We start from the raw sequence: 20,083 nt of genomic DNA, 5'->3' as shown, positions 1-20,083 counted from the left end.
TTGTTATACTATGGACAGAGGCGGTATCGGAATTTAAGCGAACTGCACTCCGGAATAGATCATGTGTTTCTTGGATTCACCTTCATAACTGTAATGAACGGTTACGTTGGATTCTGCTCTGAGCCGTAAGGACCGAGACAGAAGGGACGATCGCGAGTGACTCTTTTTTGCCCTTCGGACCTTTTTAGCGGACTTATGCTAAAGGGTTTTTTATTTGCGCGTTTACGCGCTATCTACTCAGGAAAAGGGGAATGAGGAGCAATGGCAGACAAACAGGCATTGAACATTGTGAAAATGAAAAAAATGAAGGCGGACGGTATTCCGCTAACTATGATTACTGCATATGATTACCCTTCAGCCCGTCTGGCCGAAGAGGCCGGCATCGACATCATCCTTGTTGGCGATTCGCTGGGCAATGTGGTGTTGGGCTATGATACGACCCTTCCGGTCACATTGGATGATATGGTATACCACACACGTTCCGTAGTCCGCGGAGCACATAATACGTTTATTGTGGCGGATATGCCTTTTATGACCTACCATGGCAGTATTGACGAAAGTCTCCGCGGGGTGCGCAGACTGATGCAGGAGGGACGTGCCCATGCGGTTAAAGTGGAGGGCGGCGTCGAGATCTGTGAGACCGTTAAGCAAATTGTGTCTGCTGGTGTACCCGTACTTGGACATATCGGCTTGACTCCGCAGTCCGTGAATACCATTGGCGGTTACCGGATTCAGGGTAAGGACCCGGCGGACGCGCAGCGGTTGATGGATGAGGCCAAGGCACTAGAGGCTGCAGGCGCTTTTGCCGTAGTGCTGGAGCTGGTGACTGAGGAAGTGGCGGAGGCCATTTCACGGGCTATTAGCATTCCAACTATCGGTATCGGAGCTGGACGTTATACTGACGGGCAGGTTTTGGTATATCATGATGTACTGCGTTATGCCTCCCCTTACCGTGAAAAGCGTTTTGTTAAAACCTATGCCGATATCGGTACACAAATCCGCGAAGGGATCACTCAATATGTGCAGGAAGTCAAGCAGCGCGCCTTCCCTGATGAGAGCCATATTTTCAAAGCGGATGAGACGGTTCTAGAGTCCTTGTATGGCACCGCGTCAAAAGGAGCGAAATAAGATGAGAGTGGTCAGAACAGTAGAACAATTGCGCGAAGCGCTGGAATATATGCGTGGCGGCGGTCATACACCGATTGGTTTTGTGCCGACCATGGGTTACTTGCATGACGGACATGCCAGCTTGCTGCGCCGGGCTACGGAAATGTCCGGTACGGTGGTTATGAGTATATTTGTCAACCCGCTGCAATTTGGGCCAAATGAGGATTTTGCTTCATATCCCCGTGACGAAGCCCGGGATCTGGAGCTTGCGGAGCGTGAAGGTGCAGATATCGTATTTATCCCGTCTGTGGAAGAGATGTATCCGCGTCCTATTCGTACAGGAGTGTCCGTCTCTTCACTGACCAACGTGCTGTGTGGGGCTTCGCGCCCGGGACACTTTGACGGTGTCACTACCGTGGTCTCCAAGCTGTTTAATATGGTGCAGCCTGATTATGCCTTTTTCGGTCTGAAGGATGCTCAGCAAGTAGCCGTTCTCCGCCAAATGGTGTCTGACCTGAATATGAATGTGCAGATTATAGCCTGTCCTATCGTTCGTGAAGCGGATGGTTTGGCGCTCAGTTCCCGCAATGTGTATCTGTCGGAGGAAGAACGACTTCAAGCACTTGTACTGTCACGTTCCCTGCGGGCGGCACGCGAAGCTGTTGAAGAAGGATCAGCCAAGACGGCCGAGGAAATCAGACAATTACTGGCCTCGATCATTTCTTCTTCACCACTTGCGGTGATAGATTATGCGGAAATTTTGACTTTTCCAGATCTTGAGCCACTAGCTGACGATTCTGTTTTGGCACAGGCAGATGGTGAGATCATTATGGCACTGGCCGTCAAATTCGGTAAAACCCGCCTGATCGACAATATTGTGTTTACTCCTAAGGAGGTAGCTGCAATTGTTTAGACATATGATGAAATCCAAAATCCACCGGGCAACAGTGACGGAAGCTAATTTGAATTATGTGGGCAGTATTACCATTGATGAAGATTTGATGGAAGCCGCAGACTTGCTGGAGAATGAAAAGGTGCAGATCGTGGACAACAACAACGGGTCTCGTCTGGAGACTTATGTCATTCCCGGTCCGCGCGGCAGCGGTGTGATTTGTCTCAATGGTGCGGCAGCCCGGCTGGTGCAGCCTGGCGATACAGTGATTATTATTTCTTATGCGATGCTTTCTCAAGAGGAGCTTCAGGGCCACAAACCGACTGTAGTTTTTGTAGATGAGCTGAACAAGCCGGTCAAACTCGCCGATCATGAGATCCACGCGACCATCGTCTGACCGTTTCTGACGGGCATGTAATCAATGGCAGGCATGAAAGACCCTCACCTTGCGAAAAATGAAGTCAGGCAAGCTGAACTGAACTGAACTGATACCATTTTCAGTAAGGGTGGGATGAAGTCATGTTTCAACATTTATTTGCTGAAATGAACCAGATGCTACAGGAGGTCGTCACTGACTATCCTAAAGCGCAGGGTGCCCGCCGGGAAGAGCTTTTATGCAAGTACAATTTGTTACACCGGATCAGCGATCATGTCATGGATGAATGGCTGGTCTTCGCGGAGAAGCTCAGCCATTTCCGTGACAACCTGGAAGTGCCGGATGAGCCTCTGGAGCCTGCCGCTCAGCAGGAGGCGCCAGAGCTGTCCATGGAGTCCTTCGTCAGAGGTCAGGGCTATTATAAGCTGCTGATGTACCCGCAGTGTATCGAACAGTTTAAGGGCGTCGTTCAGGAGTACCCGGACAGCCTCGCCGCCCGACTGTATCTTGCCATGGCTTATCTGCAGGAAGGGGAAGGCGAAGCCGCATGGGTTCATCTGAACCATATGCTGAATCTCGTTCGGGAACGCAAGCTCAAAGCGATGATCTATAATGCTATGGGCTGTATCCGAGCTTCTCAGGAGCGCTTCCCTGAAGCGCAGGAGTTGTTCGATTTGTCTCTTCAGCATGATCCGGCCCTGCCGGAACCAACTGTGAATCTGGAAGTGTGCCGTAAGCGTGGGGGACAACTCCAGTATGGCAGCCAGCTTGTCTCGCTTTTATAACCATCAGTCTTGCCACAGAAGCGATGCCTCCACTGTTGACAGCGGGGTGCATCGCCTTTTTTCGCAACTTCTGTTATGCTGATTAAGAGTCTCAAGTGAAAGGGAATAGAACTTACAATGAAATTTGCCGTGCTTGATTTTGAAACAACGGGAACCCAATCGGTGGGTGAAATCATCCAGGTGGGTCTTGCCATTATAGAAGAAGACCGGTCCATTTCCCGGGTATATGGTTCCTTTGTCAAGCCCGGAGCGCCGATTCCTCCTTTTATTACGGGCTTGACAGGCATAACCGACAGCGACGTGGCGGATGCGCCAGAGCTGGATGAGATGATGATGGAGCTAGTGCCTTTACTGGACGATGTCGTTCTGGTAGGGCATAATGTGGCCTTTGACTTCCATTTTTTACAAAATGCATTGGATCGATGCGGATATTTGCCGTTTCAAGGCCGTATTCTGGATACGATCGATTTTCTGAAAATTTGCTTTCCTTCGCTGACGACTTATCAGCTAGGTGCCGTCAGCAGCCATTTCGGCATTACGCATGAACGGCCGCATCAGGCCGACAGCGATGCTTTGGCTACCGCGCTCGTGCTGCTCCAATGTCTGGAGGAGCTATACAGCCTGCCGCTTCTAACAATACAGCGGCTCAGCGAGTTATTCGCCGCAGAAGACAGCGATCTTGGCTGGTATTTCGACGGGCTGCTGCGGGAACGGGAGATGGAGACTTTCCAGCCGGAGAGCGATTTAACATTTTACCGGCAGCTTGCCCTCAAGGTAGGCGACTGGACAGAGCTGGAGCCTCCAAGGGATCAGCATGGTGCTAATCCACTGCATTCATTATCTTTCTCTGATTATATGGATGAGATTAGACAACGGCTCAAGGACAAGTTACCCCATTATGAAAGCCGGGAAGCCCAGGATATTATGTTTAGCGAGGTTATAACCGCACTTTCCGAGGACAAGCACCTGCTGATTGAGGCAGGGACGGGAACCGGCAAGTCGCTGGGTTATCTGCTTCCGGCAATTTATCAGAGCGTTCGCAGCGAGCAAAAGGTCATGGTCAGCACTCATACCATTAATCTGCAAGACCAGCTCCGGGAGCGCGATATTCCGCTGCTGACCGAAGTTGTACCATTTCCGTTCAAGGCTGCTATCTTCAAGGGAAGAGGGCACTATTTGTGTCTGCGCAAATTTGAACATAAAATAAATAAAAGGGACTTTACGAGTCCGAGGGAAGATGCCATCATTGCCGCGCAGATGATCGTGTGGCTGACTCAGAGTGAATCCGGGGATGACGAGGAGCTGAACCTCGGCGGACGCGGCGGGGATTTCTGGGAGACGGTAGCAAGCGACACCGATTCGTGCCTGGGCCGTGCTTGCCCTTGGTTCCGCAAGTGCTATTACCACCGGGCCAAGCATGAGGCCGGTATTGCGGACGTGGTAATTACGAACCATTCCAAGCTGTTTGCAGATGTGAAGGCTGGACATCAATTGTTGCCAGCCTATGAGCATCTGGTTATTGATGAGGCCCATCATCTGGAGGATGTAGCCGGGAAGCATCTCGGCATGCACATGAAGCATTTTACGGTGTCACATACTCTGGGTAGACTCTACAAGGACAGCCGTAACGGACAGCTTCCGGCCTTGCGTCAGATTCTGCAAACTTCCGGTAGCGAGCAGGCTTCCGAATGGAGTGTCATCATTGACAGGCTTTATCCGGACTTGCTTACGGTGAAGGAGACATGGGATGTATTAAGCGAGAGGCTGTACACTCTCCTGCCGGAGCGCAGCGATGCGGCCGCAGGGGAAGCGGGACAGCTTGTGCTTCGTCTCCAGCCGGGAAGCAAGCCGAAGGACTGGGAAGAGCTGGCGGCATTAGAGAATACAATGCACCTGAGCCTCAGCGAAGTCATCCGTAAGGGTGAGAAGATGCTGAGCGAGATGCGTGAACAGGATGGTCAGTCCAGCTCGGACAGTCTGGTGACCGATCTTGGGGGTCTCTTTAAGGATTTGGGCGCCATTCGCGAACAGGTGCGCTTCTTTATGAATCTGAACGACGTGAATGTTGTCTATTGGCTGGAAGCCAGCACTAATTATCGCAGCAAGTCCCTGCAACTCTATGCGGTGCCTGTCGATGTCAGTGCCCAGCTTAAGGAGCTGTTCTTCGACAAGAAGAACAGCATCGTGCTGACCTCGGCCACATTGTCGGTCGATAAATCATTCCAATTCATGATTGACAATCTGGGGCTCGGCGAGGCAGCGGAGCAGGGGCGTCTGATGACCTCGCTGCTGCCTTCTCCGTTCAAGTACCGTGAACAGGCCCTGCTGGTCATTCCGCGCGACTTCCCGAGCGTTAAGGGCAGCATAGGCGATGCCCGCTTTGTGGACACGCTGGTGCAATCACTGGCGGAGGCTGCGGTAATCACACGCGGACGGATGCTGGTGCTGTTCACTTCTTACCGTATGCTGCGCCAGGTCTATGATCCCCTGAAGGAAGCTCTGGCTTCACAGGATATCAGTGTACTGGGCCAGGGAGTCGAAGGTGGAAGCCGTAGCAAGCTGATCCGCCGTTTCCAGGACAGCAACGCTTCTGTGCTGCTTGGTACAAGCAGCTTCTGGGAGGGCGTAGACATTCCGGGCGAGGCCCTAACCTGCCTGGCCATCGTCAGACTGCCGTTTCAGCCGCCGAATCATCCGCTCGCGGAGGCTAAGGCTGAGCTGCTACAGGCGCAGAAGAAGAACCCGTTCATGAAGCTCTCCGTGCCGCAGGCGGTTATCCGCTTCAAGCAGGGCTTCGGCCGTCTCGTTCGGACGGCACAAGACCGGGGGATCGTTATTGTTTATGATACCAGGGTGATTGAATCCTATTACGGTAAATATTTTCTGTATTCGCTGCCCGGTCCCAAGATGGAGCATATGAAGACCGAGCAAATGGTTCCCCGAATTGCAGAATGGCTGGAGGAAGGGGGCAAATAATGCCCCTTTCATTCCTCGTGTAATGCGTTATTTTCAACAATCGGATTAATCTATATAGAACACATTAATGATCTCCGAAGTGTAATTAACGGCATTTTTGTACCCTAATAAGTCTGAAGTTAAGGGTGTACTTAAATTAAGAGCAATAATGTACCTTAAATCTTCCGTAATACGCTTTCGGGGTGCTTTTTTGAAAAATAAGATACAATAATGCTCTTATTATCCTTTTTAAGTATTTATCTAGAAAAATAAGGTGCGGAAATACTGTTAGTTGGGGAAACAGAGCTATTTTTCACTGGTTTAAGAAAGCCGATATAGGGGAAGATGGATTTGCGACTTATAGCCCTAACTTCACCAGAGTAACGCTTTGTCTTCTGTTTGAATCTTTATTTCACTTAATCTAGGAGGAGAAAACATGAAATCGGATAAAATCTCGGAGGCGGTGGTACGCAGACTTCCTGTATACCTGCGATTCCTCAACGATCTCCAAAAACGTGAAATCTCGACAGTTTCTTCTCAAGAACTTGGTCAGAAGCTGGATCTTAACCCCGCCCAGATCCGTAAGGATCTGGCTTATTTTGGCGACTTCGGCCGTAAAGGTATCGGTTATGATGTATCTTATCTCATTGAGAAGATCCGCCATATCCTGAAACTGGATCAGCAAATTAACGTGGCTCTGGTAGGCGCCGGTAATCTTGGACATGCCTTGTCCAACTACAATGCTTACTTGAAGGACACGATGAAAATAACCGCTATTTTTGATTCCTATGATCCCAAGGTAGGTCAGAAAATCAACTCACTCATTGTACAACCCATGAAGGATCTGGGCAGCACTATCCGTGAGCAGGGCATCCGTATCGGCATTATTACTGTACCGGATACCGAAGCGCAGAATGTAGCTGATATCCTGGTGGAATCCGGTATTGAAGCGATTTTGAACTTTGCACCTGTAATTCTAAAAACGCCAGCGCATATCCGTGTTCATGCGGCCGACTTCACAACGGATTTGCAGAGCCTGGCTTATTATTTGCAAGATGGAAAGGAGGAGATTGGGCATGAGCAGCAGTAAGATTCTTATCCGTAACGGGAAGTTTCTTGTGCCTGGGTCTCCTCTGTCTGTGTTGAACGGCTGTATGATCATTGAGAATGATCTCATCACATACATAGGCGAAGAAGAGCCGTGCCTTGAAGAAGAGCTGCAAGTGATCGATGGCAGCCGTCTGCTGTTCATGCCTGGTCTGGTGAATACCCATGGTCATGCGGCGATGTCGCTGCTGCGCGGCTATGGTGATGACCGGACTCTTCAGGTCTGGATGCAGGAGAAAATGTGGCCGATGGAGGGCAAGTTTACCCCGGATGATATCTACTGGGGAAGCTCGTTATCCATACTTGAAATGATGAAGGGCGGCACGACGACCTTTTTGGACATGTATGACAAAATGGACCGGGTAGCTGAGATTACGGAGCAGTCCGGCATGCGCGGGGTTCTGACACGCGGCGTTATCGGTCTATGTCCGCCGGAGGTACAGGATGTGAAGCTGGCTGATGCTGTCCGGTTCGCTCGCGACTGGAATGGCAAGGCAGACGGCAGAATTACAACGATGCTGTCCCCGCATTCTCCTTATACTTGCCCGCCGGAGTTTTTCGTCAAGTTCGTACAGGCGTCCCATGACCTGGATCTGCCGCTGCATACGCATATGTCGGAGACAAAGCGGGAAGTGGAGCAGAACGTAGAGGAATACGGACTGCGCCCTGTCGAACACTTGGAAAAGCTGGGCATGTTTACACGACCATCTTTAGTCGCGCATGGTGTGCATTTGAATGACGAGGAGATCGGGATTCTGGCCCGTCACCATGTCGGGGTCTCCCATAACCCTGGGAGCAACCTGAAGCTGGCTAGCGGCATTGCCCGGGTTATCGACCTGCTGAATGCAGGTGTCACCGTATCGCTTGGCACGGATAGTGCAGCCAGCAACAACAATCTGGACTTGTTTGAAGAGATGCGTCTGGCAGCTCTTATCCATAAAGGATTCAGCGGTGATCCCACAGCTGTTCCGGCTTCAGAAGCCATGCTGATGGCTACGGAGTACGGTGCGAAGTCACTTTTCCTGGATAGTGTGGGCCGACTTGCTCCCGGCATGAAGGCTGATTTTATTGCCATTGATATCGACCAGCCGCACCTCCTGCCGCATACGGATCTGCTCTCACATGCGGTATATTCTGCCAGCGCTAAAGACGTGCTCCATGTCTGGGTGAACGGAAAGCAGATTGTGAAGAACGGGGAGTGCCTAACGTTGGATGAAGAGGCTATCCGACGCAAGGCACAGGAAACTTTTGAAGGTCTGTTGAAGCGGTAGACAGGCGAGGAATAGGCATCACCGCCGCGGAACAAGTAGAAAGGAAGCTGTAACTTGAAAAAGAGGAAAAAATGGATCCTGATAGGAGTGGCAGTGTTTCTGCTCTTGCTGCTCGGCCTAATTCAGTTCTACGCCTTTATCATGAAAGACCAATGGAAAGAACGGGATGCAGCAAAGGAAGTTGCCAAGAGCCGTGCGGGCTTGACTCTAATGGAGAAGGCCCAGAAATCGGTCTGGGATGAAAACTCGGTGTATTGGGTGCTGACAGGGAAAAATGAGGCGGGTACCGAGCTCATGGTGTGGGTTCGCTTTACAACGGACGGTAAAGTTGCTGAGGGCGACAATGTGGTATTCAGCGAAGAACTGAGCAAGGGCACATCGGAGGCTAAAATCAGGTCCATCATCAGCGCACAGCTTCCGGATATTAAGATTCAAAGGCTGCTCCCGGGTGTGTATAACGGGGAATATGCCTGGCAGCTTTTTTATGAACAAGGAGATCGTTATTATTATCAGTTCTACCGCTTTTCTGACGGAATGCCTATCGGAGGGCGTTTCAGTTTGCCGAAGCGCTGAGACTGAACCTCATTGGGCTTTCTTTACGGATAAAAGTAAGGGGAAGTTAAGTGTGATTTAAGAAAAAACAAACAAGCGAACCGGATGGCGGTTTCGCTTGTTTGCGTTTAGATTAGGGTTTCTATATGTTGTCTGATGAGTATCAATAACGAGATTGCTTAACGACGATTTTTACGAGAATTCATTGATCTATTTGGAACGTATTAAAATAACAAACTAGGCCAGGACAAAAGAAAGTCTATAATAAGAATCCCCGTAGTGAATTAACGGCATTTTTGTACCTTAAATTCTCTGCAGCTAAGAGTTAATAGGAATTAAGTGCAATATTGTACCTTAAATCTTCCAGAATACTCGTCCAGCGATGCTTTTTCGAAAAATAAGATACAATAATGCCCTTATTTTCCTCATTTCTTTATATTCAAGAAAAATAAGGTACAAAAATGCTGTTAATTAGGGAGATGGACTATTTTTCTCGCTGTTAAAACGATTGGTGTGGGGGAATATCGGTTGAAATAGGCGACAGCCAGTGAGAGCCGATGAAAGATAATTATAATGCATTACCTAGTGTGGAAAGTGAAGTTCTGGGTGGATGTTTACATTTGTAAATATATTCATGGAACCGTTCCCGCGAAATCATTTCCACGTAAATCATTCCCACGTAAAAATCATTCCCGCCGAACCATTCTTATGTAAGCTTTCAGGCGAACGCTCCGCTCCTACAGATACTCCTACAGATACTCCTACAGATACTCCTACAGATACTCCTACAGTTCCAAACTTCCCCTTTGCTCCTCTTAGTTTTTGTTAATTTCTTTTGTTAATTTCTTTTGTTAATTTCTTTTGCTAATTTCTTTTGCTGATTTTTTTATTTTCTTTTGTTACTTTCTTTTGTTACTTTCTTTTGTTTATAAAATATATAATTTCGTATTGATTATCGTATATCAAATTAGTCGCTGTAATTATATCTATTAGTATATCATCGATAATTCGTATAGATGCAGATGTCAGATTTACGGGTAGATATTTTTATCAAAATAAGCCCCAGAACTAAGTTCTGGGGCGAGCTTTGTCGATAAATAATAAAAAAGGTTAGATAAATCTGTAAAAATTAGAATCAAAAATTTTAAATATATTCACACTTTTTTTCGTTTTCGTATATACACCTGTGATATACTACTATTTGTATTCAAGAGGGCATGCCGAATTGAATCCCTGATCATAGGGATCATCGCATACCGGGACGTATTCATATACTTGTTGTAATCATCGAGAGGAGGACGTTTCTTGAAACTGCGTCTTGTACCTGTACTGCTAACGTCACTGTTGACAGCTGCCTTGTTATTTGGTGGATGGTTTCTCTATCGTGAATTTGTGATTCAGGAACCGCTCCAAAAGATAGTGGCTGGCTATGAAGGTGTCAACAAGTCTCAGATTACTATTAACCGCGATCAGGTGACTTTGAAACTCGATCTTAAGCCGGGCACGAAAATGCGTGAACTGGTTCAATATGTTTCGACCGAAGGCAAATCGGCTATCAACGGCCGCACATTGAAGCTTGATGTCGATCAGCACTCCAGCGCAATGCTGGATGATTATTGGAATAAAGCAATGTTCTCAGTGGCAGAAGCCATGGAGAGCGGTAAATATACATTGATTCCGTCGACGCTTGACGGATTGAAGGAGAGTCATACGGAATACAAGGGTGTTGTTGCAACGACAGAGATTGACGATAGCAATGTCTATGTAAGCCTGAGCAGCGGCAAAGATAGCAAATTCATTATTCTGCCGCGCAAGCCGGCCAAGATGGGGGTTTGGAACAATGCCTAAATGGACTAAAGAAGTACTGGTAGGATTTATTCCTGTGGTGTTAATTTTTATGGTGTTTGTTGGAATTAATATTTTTCCGGTCATTATTGCGGCTGGCATGATCGGTGCGCTGCTGCTGATAGCACATATGCGTGGCGGGATCGCTGTTGGTGCCGGAGCGGAGAAGAAGCGCAAGAAGGACGGGCCGTCCAAGCTGACTTTTGAAGAAATCGGCGGCCAGGATAATGCCAAGCAGGAGCTGCGTGAAGCACTGGATTTTCTGATTCGTCACGAAGAGATCAGCAAGTTCGGGATTCGCCCACTCAAGGGCATCCTGCTGACCGGTCCTCCGGGAACCGGGAAGACACTGATGGCTAAAGCAGCTGCACACTATACGAATTCAGTATTCGTTGCCGCCTCCGGCAGTGAGTTTGTTGAAATGTATGTCGGGGTAGGTGCAGGGCGTATCCGTGATTTGTTCCGCGACGCCCGTGCTCGGGCTGTGAAGGAGAACAAGCAGAGCGCGATTATTTTTATCGACGAAATTGACGTTATTGGCGGTAAGCGTGAAGGCGGGCAGCAGCGTGAATATGACCAGACACTGAATCAGTTGCTCACGGAAATGGACGGTATCTATAACAATGAGACTCCGCGCATTCTCCTGGTGGCTGCTACGAACCGCAAGGAAATGCTAGATTCGGCGTTGCTGCGCCCAGGCCGGTTCGACCGGCATATCCAGGTGGATATGCCTGATATCAAGGGCCGCAGATCGATTCTGGCTCTACATGCCAAGAACAAGCCGCTGAGCGCTGAAGTGAGTCTTGATAAAATCGCCGAGGAAGCTTATGGGTTCTCTGGTGCTCAACTCGAAAGTGTGATGAACGAAGCGGCCATCTACATGATGCGTGAAAATCTGACAGAGGTGGAGCATCGTCATTTGTCCATGGCCATCGACAAGGTGATGATGGGTGAGAAGACAGACCGCGAGACTAATCTGGAAGAGAAGAAACGCGTGGCTATTCATGAGCTGGGACATGCGATCATGGCCGAACTGCTGCGCCCGGGCAGTGTCAGCCAGGTTACCCTTACCCCACGGGGGCAGGCACTCGGTTATGTACGGCATAATCCGCAAGAGGAACAGTATCTGTATACCAAGGACTATCTGGAGGATCAGATCATGATCGCACTAGGCGGAGCCGCTTCCGAGGAGATTTTCTATGGCGGACGCAGTACCGGTTCGAGGGGAGACTTCGACCAGGCGTTGAGTATTGTCGAAACGATGATGAAGTCCGGACTTACCTCTCTGGGGATTGCCAATCTGGATATGGTTACCACAGAAGAGCTAATGAAGGAAAATAGTAAAATACTGGACGAGCTTATGCTTCGTACGCGTGAAATGCTGGAGAATCAACGGAATGTATTTGATTACTCTCTTGACATTTTAATGAAAGAAGAAGTCCTTTCTGGAGAGCAATTTCGTTGTCAATTTCGTGACAGCGTCCTTTTACCGGCATAATTATTTATGCCGGTTATTTTTTTTTACTTTTCAGGCATGCTAAGATATCATTATATGTCGGGCTATTTAAATCTTTACGACAGACAAGGTACAATACTAAGGTATAGATACCTGAAAGGATGGAGACTTTTTTATGAATTTTAAGAAAATCGGTGTCATCGGCGGCGGTACGATGGGACAAGGCATCGCAGAAATGCTCGCTGCCAAGGGCTTGGATGTAATGCTGGTGGAGAAAACAGAAGAAAGACTGGATTATTCCTATGATATGATCGAAACCAGTCTCGACAAACAACTGGAGAAATGGGCCATCACCCAGGCAGAGAAGAAGCTGATTCTCGGCCGCATCCAAAAAGTGACACATTTTGCAGAGCTCAGTTCCTGTGATATGGTTATTGAGACAATCATTGAAGATCTGGAAGCCAAACAAAAAGTATTTCATCAGCTTGACCAAGTGTGTCCGAGCCACATTATCCTGGCGAGTAATACTTCCACACTCAGCTTGACTGAACTTGCCAGCTCAACAATGTACCCGGAACGCGTCATTGGCATGCATTTTATATACCCTGTAGCGAAAGTGGATCTGGTCGAAATTGTACGCGGTCTGAAAACATCGGACAAAACATTCGAAGATACAAAAGCTTTTGTAGACGAGGTTGTAGAGAAGAAGGGCGTAATGATTTATGAATCCCCGGGATTTGTAACTTCACGCCTCATTTGTTTGCTTATCAACGAAGCTATGCACGTATTGCAAGAAGGTGTCGCTTCTCCTCAGGATATTGATGATGCTATGCGGATTGGCTACCAGTTCCAATATGGACCACTGGAAATGGCTGACCGGTTTGGCCTGGATTCGGTGCAGGCTGCGCTCGAGCGGATGTTCCGCGAATACGGCGAACTGAAATACCGTCCATCGACCATTTTGAAAAAGATGGTGCGTGCGGGACAACTGGGCATGAAATCGGGCGAAGGCTTCTTCAAGTACGACAAGGATGGTGACCGTATATGAATATTCTAGTAATTAACTCGGGGAGTTCTTCTCTGAAATACCAACTGTACAACATGACTGATGAATCTGTTTTGGCAAAAGGTCTGGTAGAACGGATCGGGATGGATTCCTCCATTCTGAATCACAAGCCGACTGGCAAGCAGGAAGTGACAGAAGTCAGCGAAATCCTGGAACATAATACAGCGATTCGTAAAGTCCTTGCCATCCTTACTGACAAGGAACACGGCGTAATCGAGTCCATTAAAGAAATCAATGCTGTTGGACACCGCGTGGTACACGGGGGCGAATACTTCAAAGCTTCCGCGCTGGTAGATGCCGATGCTAAAACGAAAATTCGTCAGTTGTTCGACCTGGCGCCACTGCATAACCCTGCTGCAATGATGGGGATTTCCGCTTCCGAGACGAATATGCCGGGCGTGCCACAGGTTGTTGTCTTCGATACTGCGTTCCATCAAACTATGCCTGAGAAGGCCTATATGTATGCTATTCCAAGAGTGTTGTATAACAAATACAAGGTTCGCCGTTACGGTGCCCACGGTACATCCCATGATTTCGTGAGCAAAGCTGCTGCCGAGTATTTGGATCGTCCGCTTGAGGACCTCAAAATTATTACTTGCCACATCGGTAACGGTGCGAGCGTAACGGCTGTTCAAGGCGGTGTGTCTGTTGATACTTCCATGGGGATGACTCCGCTGGAAGGCCTGATGATGGGTACACGCAGCGGTGATCTTGACCCTGCTATTGTTCCATATGTAATGAACAAGGAAGAGCTGTCTGTAGGCGAAGTGAATTCGATGCTTAACAAGCACAGTGGATTGCTTGCGATTTCGGGCGTCAGCAGCGATATGCGCGATATTATTGACGGTGCGGAGAAAGGTGAGCCTAACTCTACGCTTGCTTTTGAAATGTACGAATACCGTCTGCGCAAATACATCGGTTCTTACGCAGCTGCTATGAACGGTGTAGACGCGATTGTGTTCACAGCCGGTGTCGGCGAGAACGCTTCGTTGCTTCGCGAAAGAGTGCTTAATAACTTGACGTTCCTTGGAATTGAACTGGATGCTGAAGCCAATAAAGTCCGCTCCGGCGATCCGCGCCGCATCTCGACGGCTGATTCCAAGGTACAGGTGCTCGTAGTGCCGACAAACGAAGAGCTTGTCATCGCACGCGATACACACCGTATTGTGCAAGGAATTAACGGCTAAATTAGAGGAGAGAGTGTAGGCATGGCTAACAAAAGTGTAATCAAGAAAGTGAACGAACATGTTGGAGAGAGTGTTGTAATCGGCTGTTGGGTTAACAACAAGCGCTCCAGTGGTAAAATCCAGTTCCTGCAGCTGCGGGATGGTACAGGTTATATCCAGGGTGTTGTCGTGAAATCGGAAGTACCTGAAGAGGTATGGGATGCCGCCAAGAGCCTGACACAAGAAAGCTCCCTGTACGTGACCGGTATTATTCGTGAAGAACCGCGCAGCCAATCCGGCTTCGAGATGACAGTTACCGGCATTGAAGTGCTGCACATCACTGAGAATTACCCAATTACTCCGAAGGAGCACGGCGTGGACTTCCTGATGGATCACCGTCACCTCTGGCTGCGTTCGTCCAAGCAGCGTGCGGTTCTGGTCATCCGTGCCGAGATCATCCGTGCGATTCAAGAGTTCTTTGACACGAGCGGCTTTACTTTGGTCGATCCGCCGATTCTGACGCCGACCTCGGCAGAAGGAACGACCAACCTGTTCCACACTAAATATTTTGACGAAGATGCTTATCTGACACAGAGTGGTCAGCTTTACATGGAAGCAGCTGCGATGGCGCTAGGCCGTGTATACTCCTTCGGTCCAACCTTCCGTGCGGAGAAGTCCAAGACACGCCGCCACTTGATAGAGTTCTGGATGATCGAGCCGGAAATGGCCTTCACCGATCATGAAGAGAGCCTGAAGGTACAAGAGCAGTTCGTTTCTCACGTGGTGCAATCTGTCGTTAAGAACTGCCGTACCGAGCTGGAAGCGGTAGGCCGCGATATTTCCAAGCTGGAAGCCATTCAGGCACCGTTCCCGCGGATTACTTACGATGATGCCATCAAGTTCCTGAACGAGAATGGACACGAGATCGCGTGGGGCGAAGACTTCGGTGCACCGCACGAAACAGCGATCGCTGAAGCGTATGACAAACCGGTGTTCATCACCCATTATCCGGCATCCTTCAAGGCTTTTTATATGAAGCCAGATCCGAACCGTCCAGAAGTGGTGCTGTGTGCGGATATGATCGCGCCTGAAGGCTATGGCGAGATTATCGGCGGCTCTCAACGGATTGACGATCCGGCGCTTCTGGAAGCACGCTTTAAGGAACACAATCTGTCGCTGGACACTTACAAATGGTACATGGACTTGCGTACCTACGGCACTGTACCACACTCCGGCTTCGGTCTTGGCCTGGAGCGCACGGTAGCCTGGATTTGCGGGCTTGACCACGTACGTGAAACGATTCCGTTCCCTCGTACACTCTACCGTCTATACCCATAATATTCGGCAATAACAACTGCGCCGTCCTTTCACAAGGAGGCGCAGTTTCTTATAGAATGACAAGTAAGTTGGATTTTATGATAGGTTATTTTTAACAAAGGGGGGCGTATATGGACGGCAAAGGATGGAATGCCTGGGGAGAAGGCGTCGCCTTCGGCCTGGAGAGCGGAATGGCTATCATTCCTTACGCGTTGCTCAAGCATTACCGCAAGCTCGGCTTGGCGGGTAGTGAGGCAATGCTGCTGATTCATTTGCTAGCGTTCAGACAGGTGGAGGGAATGGAGTTCCCGACCCTGGAGGATCTGCAGGGGGTAACCGGACGAAGCGTGCCCGTAATCGCAGGCGAGCTCCAGAAGCTGATGAAGGATGGATTTATCGGTATCGATGAGGATAATGACGAGCTGCGGGGTATCCATTACGAACGCTACAACTTCTCTGGACTATACAGCAAGTTAGGAGCTTATCTAGCTGAAGTCGCCCAACAGGCTGGACAGACACAGGAGCTACTGACATCGCAGCGTTCCTCTGCGGATGTCTTGTCGAACGGTGGTTCAGGCTGGAATCCTGCATCTCTCCAGAGCAAGGGGGAAGAAGAAAGCCGAAGCTTGTTCAGTGTATTTGAAAAAGAATTCGGGCGTCCGCTCTCCCCAATGGAGTGTGAGACGATTTCCGGCTGGGTCGATCAAGACCAATACCTGGAGGAACTAATTCTGCTCGCTTTGAAGGAAGCGGTCTTTGCCGGGAAGCTGCATTTCCGGTACATCGATCGTATTCTGCTGGAGTGGTCCCGCAACCGCCTCAAGAATGCTCAGGATGTCAAAACTTATTTGAAGAAATTCCGTAATGGCGGCAGATAGATTTTTTCATATAGAAAGATTCTTCCATGGGAGATTGATTCTTCTGGATTGAGAGAAATTGAACCGTATTGCGCTGGTTACCGCCAGCCGATACGGTTTTTTTACATATTGGATACTAATAATTGCTATATTCCCTCTATTTTCCTCTCCGGAAAAAGTTTACGCTTAACGCAGGGGTAAGTGATAGATGCTGCGTCTATTACTGTGGGAAGGAGGGGAGAGCCATTGAAGATGAACTATTAATCAAGAGAATTTGCCAGGGTGACGAGGATGCTTTTCGAAAGTTCGTGGACAGGTATGCCGGGCAAGTGTACAAGATCACCTACTCGGTGTTGCGCGAAGCCAGAGGCGCCGAGGACGCGGCCCAGGAAGCCTTTCTGCAAATTTACAAATCTCTCCCCGACTATCGTTTTCAAGGATTAGTAACATGGATTTCGCGTATTGCCTTACATAAGGCGATTGACTCCAAGCGTAAACGGGATCGTCAGCGGGAGCAGCCTGTTGACTGCGAATTGACACTCCGCCAGATCTGCTCGGGTGATGAGGATATCCTGGTTGGTGTTGTCCGGCGCGAACGCAGAGAACGTCTGTGGAATGAAGTGCAGATGCTGCCGGAGATGCATCGTGAGGTGATCGTCGCCTATTATATCGAACAGCAAAATTATGAACAGATAGCAACCCAGAAGGGCATTACATTGAAGACGGTGGAATCCAGACTCTACCGGGCCCGGCAGTGGATTCGAAAACATTGGAAGGAGGACGATTGGTTATGAGGCAAGACGGAGAATTAAAGCAGGATGATACCCGTGCACGACAGTATCTAGCAGGCGAAGGTAGCCCGGAAGAGCGGGATGCCTGGGAGCAACGGCTGTTGGAGGATGACGATGCGCTTCTCTCCTACCTGGAGTCGTTGGAGGAGCTTCAAGGGCAATTTCCGCCGCTAGAAAATCAGGAGCATTTTACAGAAAATGTGATGGGAAGCTTATCTACGGTGAAGAAGCACGCAATCCATCCCAGTAAGGAAATCCGGCCAGCCAAAGAGGGTCAGCGGCGAAGTCGCTGGTATGAGCAAGCGATTGTCCATTATGTAATCGCCGCTTCACTAACGCTGATCTTTCTGTCCTCCGGCGTGTTCGACCGGCTGTTTTCGGGGGAGATAGGGATGTTCGTTCCGGAGGGCAAGCATCCGTCATACAGCGAACAAATGATGGAAGCGACCAGCGGCTGGCTGGATCAGTTGATGAACAGTAACCGCAAGTGAGAGGAGAGATAACGTTGCAGCAGCAAAGTAAACTAAAAGCTTTATTTATTAATATTTTTCCCGGGGCAGGTCATTATTATATGGGAAAACGCACCTCGGGCATCGTCTATTTCCTGGTCAGCTTTGGTGGATTATTTCTGTCCATATTGCTGGCAATGGCGAGCGGAAAAGATGAACTAGCCTTGCTCGGACTTGTTGGCTTTATCGTGATGTGGTTCCTAAGTATGGTCCATCTGCTGACTCAAATGTTAAAAGCGCCGACTCCGCAAATTGCGCTGCCGCCAGAAGAGATAGACGGGCTACCTTACACGCCGGTAAAGAGTAGAGACAATGAACGTTTTCATGTCATACTGCTGTCCTTTATTCCGGGGTTGGGACATTTTCATATGGGCCTGATGCAGCGGGGGCTGTCGTTCTTAATTTCCTTTTTCGGCTTCATGACGATTCTGCTATTCTTGGCCGGAATAACATCCAGTGATGCGTTTCTGCTGCTGTTCGGCGTATTGCCGGTTATTTGGTTGTACTGCATGTTCGATGCTGTTCAGCATATCCACCGAAAGCAGGCAGGAGAACTCCTTTACGACCGGACGCTGTTCGAGGATTTGGAGGCAGGGCGTGAGGATGGGCGCCGGAGTAAGGTGCTGGCGACACTGCTGGCTGCGTTTCCCGGGGCGGGACAAATGTATTTGGGTCTGCAGAAAAGAGGGCTTCAGCTGATGCTTCTGTTCCTTGGCAGCATCTATGTTATGGACCTGCTCCGTCTAACGCTGTTATTCTTTCTGATCCCGGTCATCTGGTTCTACAGCCTGTTCGATGCTCTGCAGCATATTAGCCGTTATGGCAGAGAGGATCTGGAAGACCGTCCGGTCATTGCGGGTTTCATGAATCATCAGGGCTGGCTCGGAGCGGTACTGCTCTGTATGGGGTTGTATTATATCATTGCGGATGTGGCGATTCCCGCTGTTGATGGACTCTTTCCGCAGTGGCGACTGGAACACCGGCTAAATGCTTATTTTAAAACAGTGCTTGTGTCGCTGGTACTGATCGGCGGGGGCATCAAGCTGCTGCTTGGGAATAAAAAGAGAGCACAAAACAAGGGAACGGGGGAACCACTATGAGCATGGATATGAATTTAAGCCCTACACCGAACCTCCCCGAGGCAGCTCCAGCCGTTCAAACCAAGGCAGAAAAAGGTCGCAGCTGGCGTGTCGGTACTTTGTCGATGGGACTAAGCCTGCTGTTCCTGGGCGTTCTTATCATGGCTTCCCAATGGAATGGTGCAGAGGTCTTTGCGATGACCCTGGCCTGGTGGCCGGTAATATTTATCTTGCTGGGTTTGGAAATTGTGATTTATACACTATGGTTTCGGGGAAAAGGGAAGGTGTATTACGATGTGATGAGTGTCTTGTTCGTAGGCTTTCTGGCGATCTGCTGCCTCCTTTTTGCTGCGATCAGTTCCTTGGGCTTGACTCAAGAGATCAAACAGATGATGTCGTTGTCAGAAGAACGATACGAACTGCCGGCATACAGCGCTCCGCTTCCCGCGGGTATCACGAAGATCATCGTCCAAACCGAATGGATCCACAATGTGAAGGTTGACCAGACCGGTGGATCAGCGTTAAACGTGTTTGGTACCTATTTGTCGGACCAGGGGCGACTTCAGAAGGATCAGGAGAGCAGTCTACTGTTAACCAAGCATGTGGGAGACACTGTGTATATTATGGCTGGGACGACTAAGGGCGGATCGTTCTTTAACCGGCATAAGAATGGGCTGAATGTAACTGTGGCGCATCCGGCCGGTGTGCAGATAGTCGTACGAGATAACTATGGCAACGAGCTTTAATGATACGGTGATCATAAAAAGCCAGTAAGTCCTCCAGGTGGTCATACCCCTGTTAAGTAGACAGATGAAAAAACTATGCAGCGCGTACCGATATTCAATGGGTACGCGCTGTTTGAATTTTGTCTGGAAATTAATAAACCACAACAAAAATTAATTCCCCCTCATTTTTGCTTCTTTATGAATGCGCTATCATAAAAGTGTGAACC

The 20,083-nt window shown here is 49.1% G+C and carries 18 protein-coding genes; all 18 read left to right on the top strand.

The features are described 5' to 3' along the window. The first annotated feature begins 261 nt into the window (after positions 1–261). Positions 262–1,128: a 3-methyl-2-oxobutanoate hydroxymethyltransferase gene (gene panB / locus ACFRAM_RS04460; protein ID WP_066363166.1), complete on the top strand. Its 867-nt coding sequence runs from the start codon at positions 262–264 to the stop codon at positions 1,126–1,128. 1 nt (position 1,129) lies between these two features. Next, positions 1,130–2,020, top strand: coding sequence for a pantoate--beta-alanine ligase (panC, locus tag ACFRAM_RS04455; protein ID WP_379464699.1), 891 nt, complete (start codon positions 1,130–1,132; stop codon positions 2,018–2,020). Beyond that, complete coding sequence (gene panD, locus ACFRAM_RS04450) at positions 2,013–2,396, top strand: aspartate 1-decarboxylase (protein ID WP_379464698.1); 384 nt, start codon at positions 2,013–2,015, stop codon at positions 2,394–2,396. Before panC ends, panD begins: the two co-directional genes overlap by 8 nt. A 122-nt stretch (positions 2,397–2,518) precedes the next feature. Then, positions 2,519–3,160, top strand: a complete 642-nt coding sequence (locus ACFRAM_RS04445) for a tetratricopeptide repeat protein (RefSeq protein ID WP_379464697.1) — start codon at positions 2,519–2,521, stop codon at positions 3,158–3,160. A 117-nt stretch (positions 3,161–3,277) separates the two neighbouring features. Further along, positions 3,278–6,136: an ATP-dependent DNA helicase DinG gene (dinG, locus tag ACFRAM_RS04440; protein ID WP_379464696.1), complete on the top strand. Its 2,859-nt coding sequence runs from the start codon at positions 3,278–3,280 to the stop codon at positions 6,134–6,136. Between the two features lie 415 nt (positions 6,137–6,551). Beyond that, on the top strand, positions 6,552–7,205 hold the full coding sequence (locus ACFRAM_RS04435) for a redox-sensing transcriptional repressor Rex (RefSeq protein ID WP_379464695.1): 654 nt from the start codon (positions 6,552–6,554) through the stop codon (positions 7,203–7,205). Continuing rightward, positions 7,192–8,493 (top strand): amidohydrolase, encoded by a 1,302-nt coding sequence (locus ACFRAM_RS04430; RefSeq protein WP_379464694.1) that lies wholly within the window; start codon positions 7,192–7,194, stop codon positions 8,491–8,493. Before ACFRAM_RS04435 ends, ACFRAM_RS04430 begins: the two co-directional genes overlap by 14 nt. Before the next feature lie 54 nt (positions 8,494–8,547). Then, positions 8,548–9,066 (top strand): cell wall elongation regulator TseB-like domain-containing protein, encoded by a 519-nt coding sequence (locus ACFRAM_RS04425; RefSeq protein WP_379464693.1) that lies wholly within the window; start codon positions 8,548–8,550, stop codon positions 9,064–9,066. A gap of 1,284 nt (positions 9,067–10,350) precedes the next feature. Continuing rightward, positions 10,351–10,893 (top strand): hypothetical protein, encoded by a 543-nt coding sequence (locus tag ACFRAM_RS04420; RefSeq protein WP_379464692.1) that lies wholly within the window; start codon positions 10,351–10,353, stop codon positions 10,891–10,893. Continuing rightward, positions 10,886–12,388: an AAA family ATPase gene (locus ACFRAM_RS04415; RefSeq protein WP_379464691.1), complete on the top strand. Its 1,503-nt coding sequence runs from the start codon at positions 10,886–10,888 to the stop codon at positions 12,386–12,388. The genes ACFRAM_RS04420 and ACFRAM_RS04415 overlap by 8 nt, the downstream gene beginning before the upstream one ends. Before the next feature lie 133 nt (positions 12,389–12,521). Then, positions 12,522–13,394: a 3-hydroxyacyl-CoA dehydrogenase family protein gene (locus ACFRAM_RS04410; protein ID WP_066363139.1), complete on the top strand. Its 873-nt coding sequence runs from the start codon at positions 12,522–12,524 to the stop codon at positions 13,392–13,394. Next, a complete protein-coding gene (locus ACFRAM_RS04405) occupies positions 13,391–14,599 on the top strand; it encodes an acetate/propionate family kinase (RefSeq protein ID WP_379464690.1) in 1,209 nt (402 codons plus the stop codon). Before ACFRAM_RS04410 ends, ACFRAM_RS04405 begins: the two co-directional genes overlap by 4 nt. Before the next feature lie 21 nt (positions 14,600–14,620). After that, positions 14,621–15,916: an asparagine--tRNA ligase gene (gene asnS / locus ACFRAM_RS04400; protein ID WP_175373655.1), complete on the top strand. Its 1,296-nt coding sequence runs from the start codon at positions 14,621–14,623 to the stop codon at positions 15,914–15,916. Positions 15,917–16,026: 110 nt separating this feature from the next. Beyond that, positions 16,027–16,773, top strand: coding sequence for a DnaD domain-containing protein (locus ACFRAM_RS04395; RefSeq protein WP_379464689.1), 747 nt, complete (start codon positions 16,027–16,029; stop codon positions 16,771–16,773). A gap of 224 nt (positions 16,774–16,997) precedes the next feature. Next, positions 16,998–17,546 carry an RNA polymerase sigma factor gene (locus tag ACFRAM_RS04390; RefSeq protein ID WP_379464756.1) on the top strand — a complete coding sequence of 183 codons (549 nt, stop codon included), beginning with the start codon at positions 16,998–17,000 and terminating at the stop codon, positions 17,544–17,546. Further along, the gene (locus ACFRAM_RS04385; RefSeq protein ID WP_379464688.1) at positions 17,543–18,034 is read left to right on the top strand and encodes a hypothetical protein; all 492 of its coding nucleotides are present in this window, start codon (positions 17,543–17,545) and stop codon (positions 18,032–18,034) included. Before ACFRAM_RS04390 ends, ACFRAM_RS04385 begins: the two co-directional genes overlap by 4 nt. A gap of 14 nt (positions 18,035–18,048) precedes the next feature. Beyond that, a complete protein-coding gene (locus ACFRAM_RS04380) occupies positions 18,049–19,152 on the top strand; it encodes a hypothetical protein (RefSeq protein ID WP_379464687.1) in 1,104 nt (367 codons plus the stop codon). Further along, complete coding sequence (locus ACFRAM_RS04375; protein WP_379464686.1) at positions 19,149–19,877, top strand: hypothetical protein; 729 nt, start codon at positions 19,149–19,151, stop codon at positions 19,875–19,877. The genes ACFRAM_RS04380 and ACFRAM_RS04375 overlap by 4 nt, the downstream gene beginning before the upstream one ends. Positions 19,878–20,083 lie beyond the last annotated feature (206 nt).

It is taken from the genome of Paenibacillus sp. NPDC056722 (assembly GCF_042790635.1).
Lineage (GTDB): Bacteria > Bacillota > Bacilli > Paenibacillales > Paenibacillaceae > Paenibacillus_AQ > Paenibacillus_AQ agri.
The sequence above is the reverse complement of the archived record's forward strand: the minus strand, read 5'-3'. Positions and strand labels throughout refer to the sequence as shown.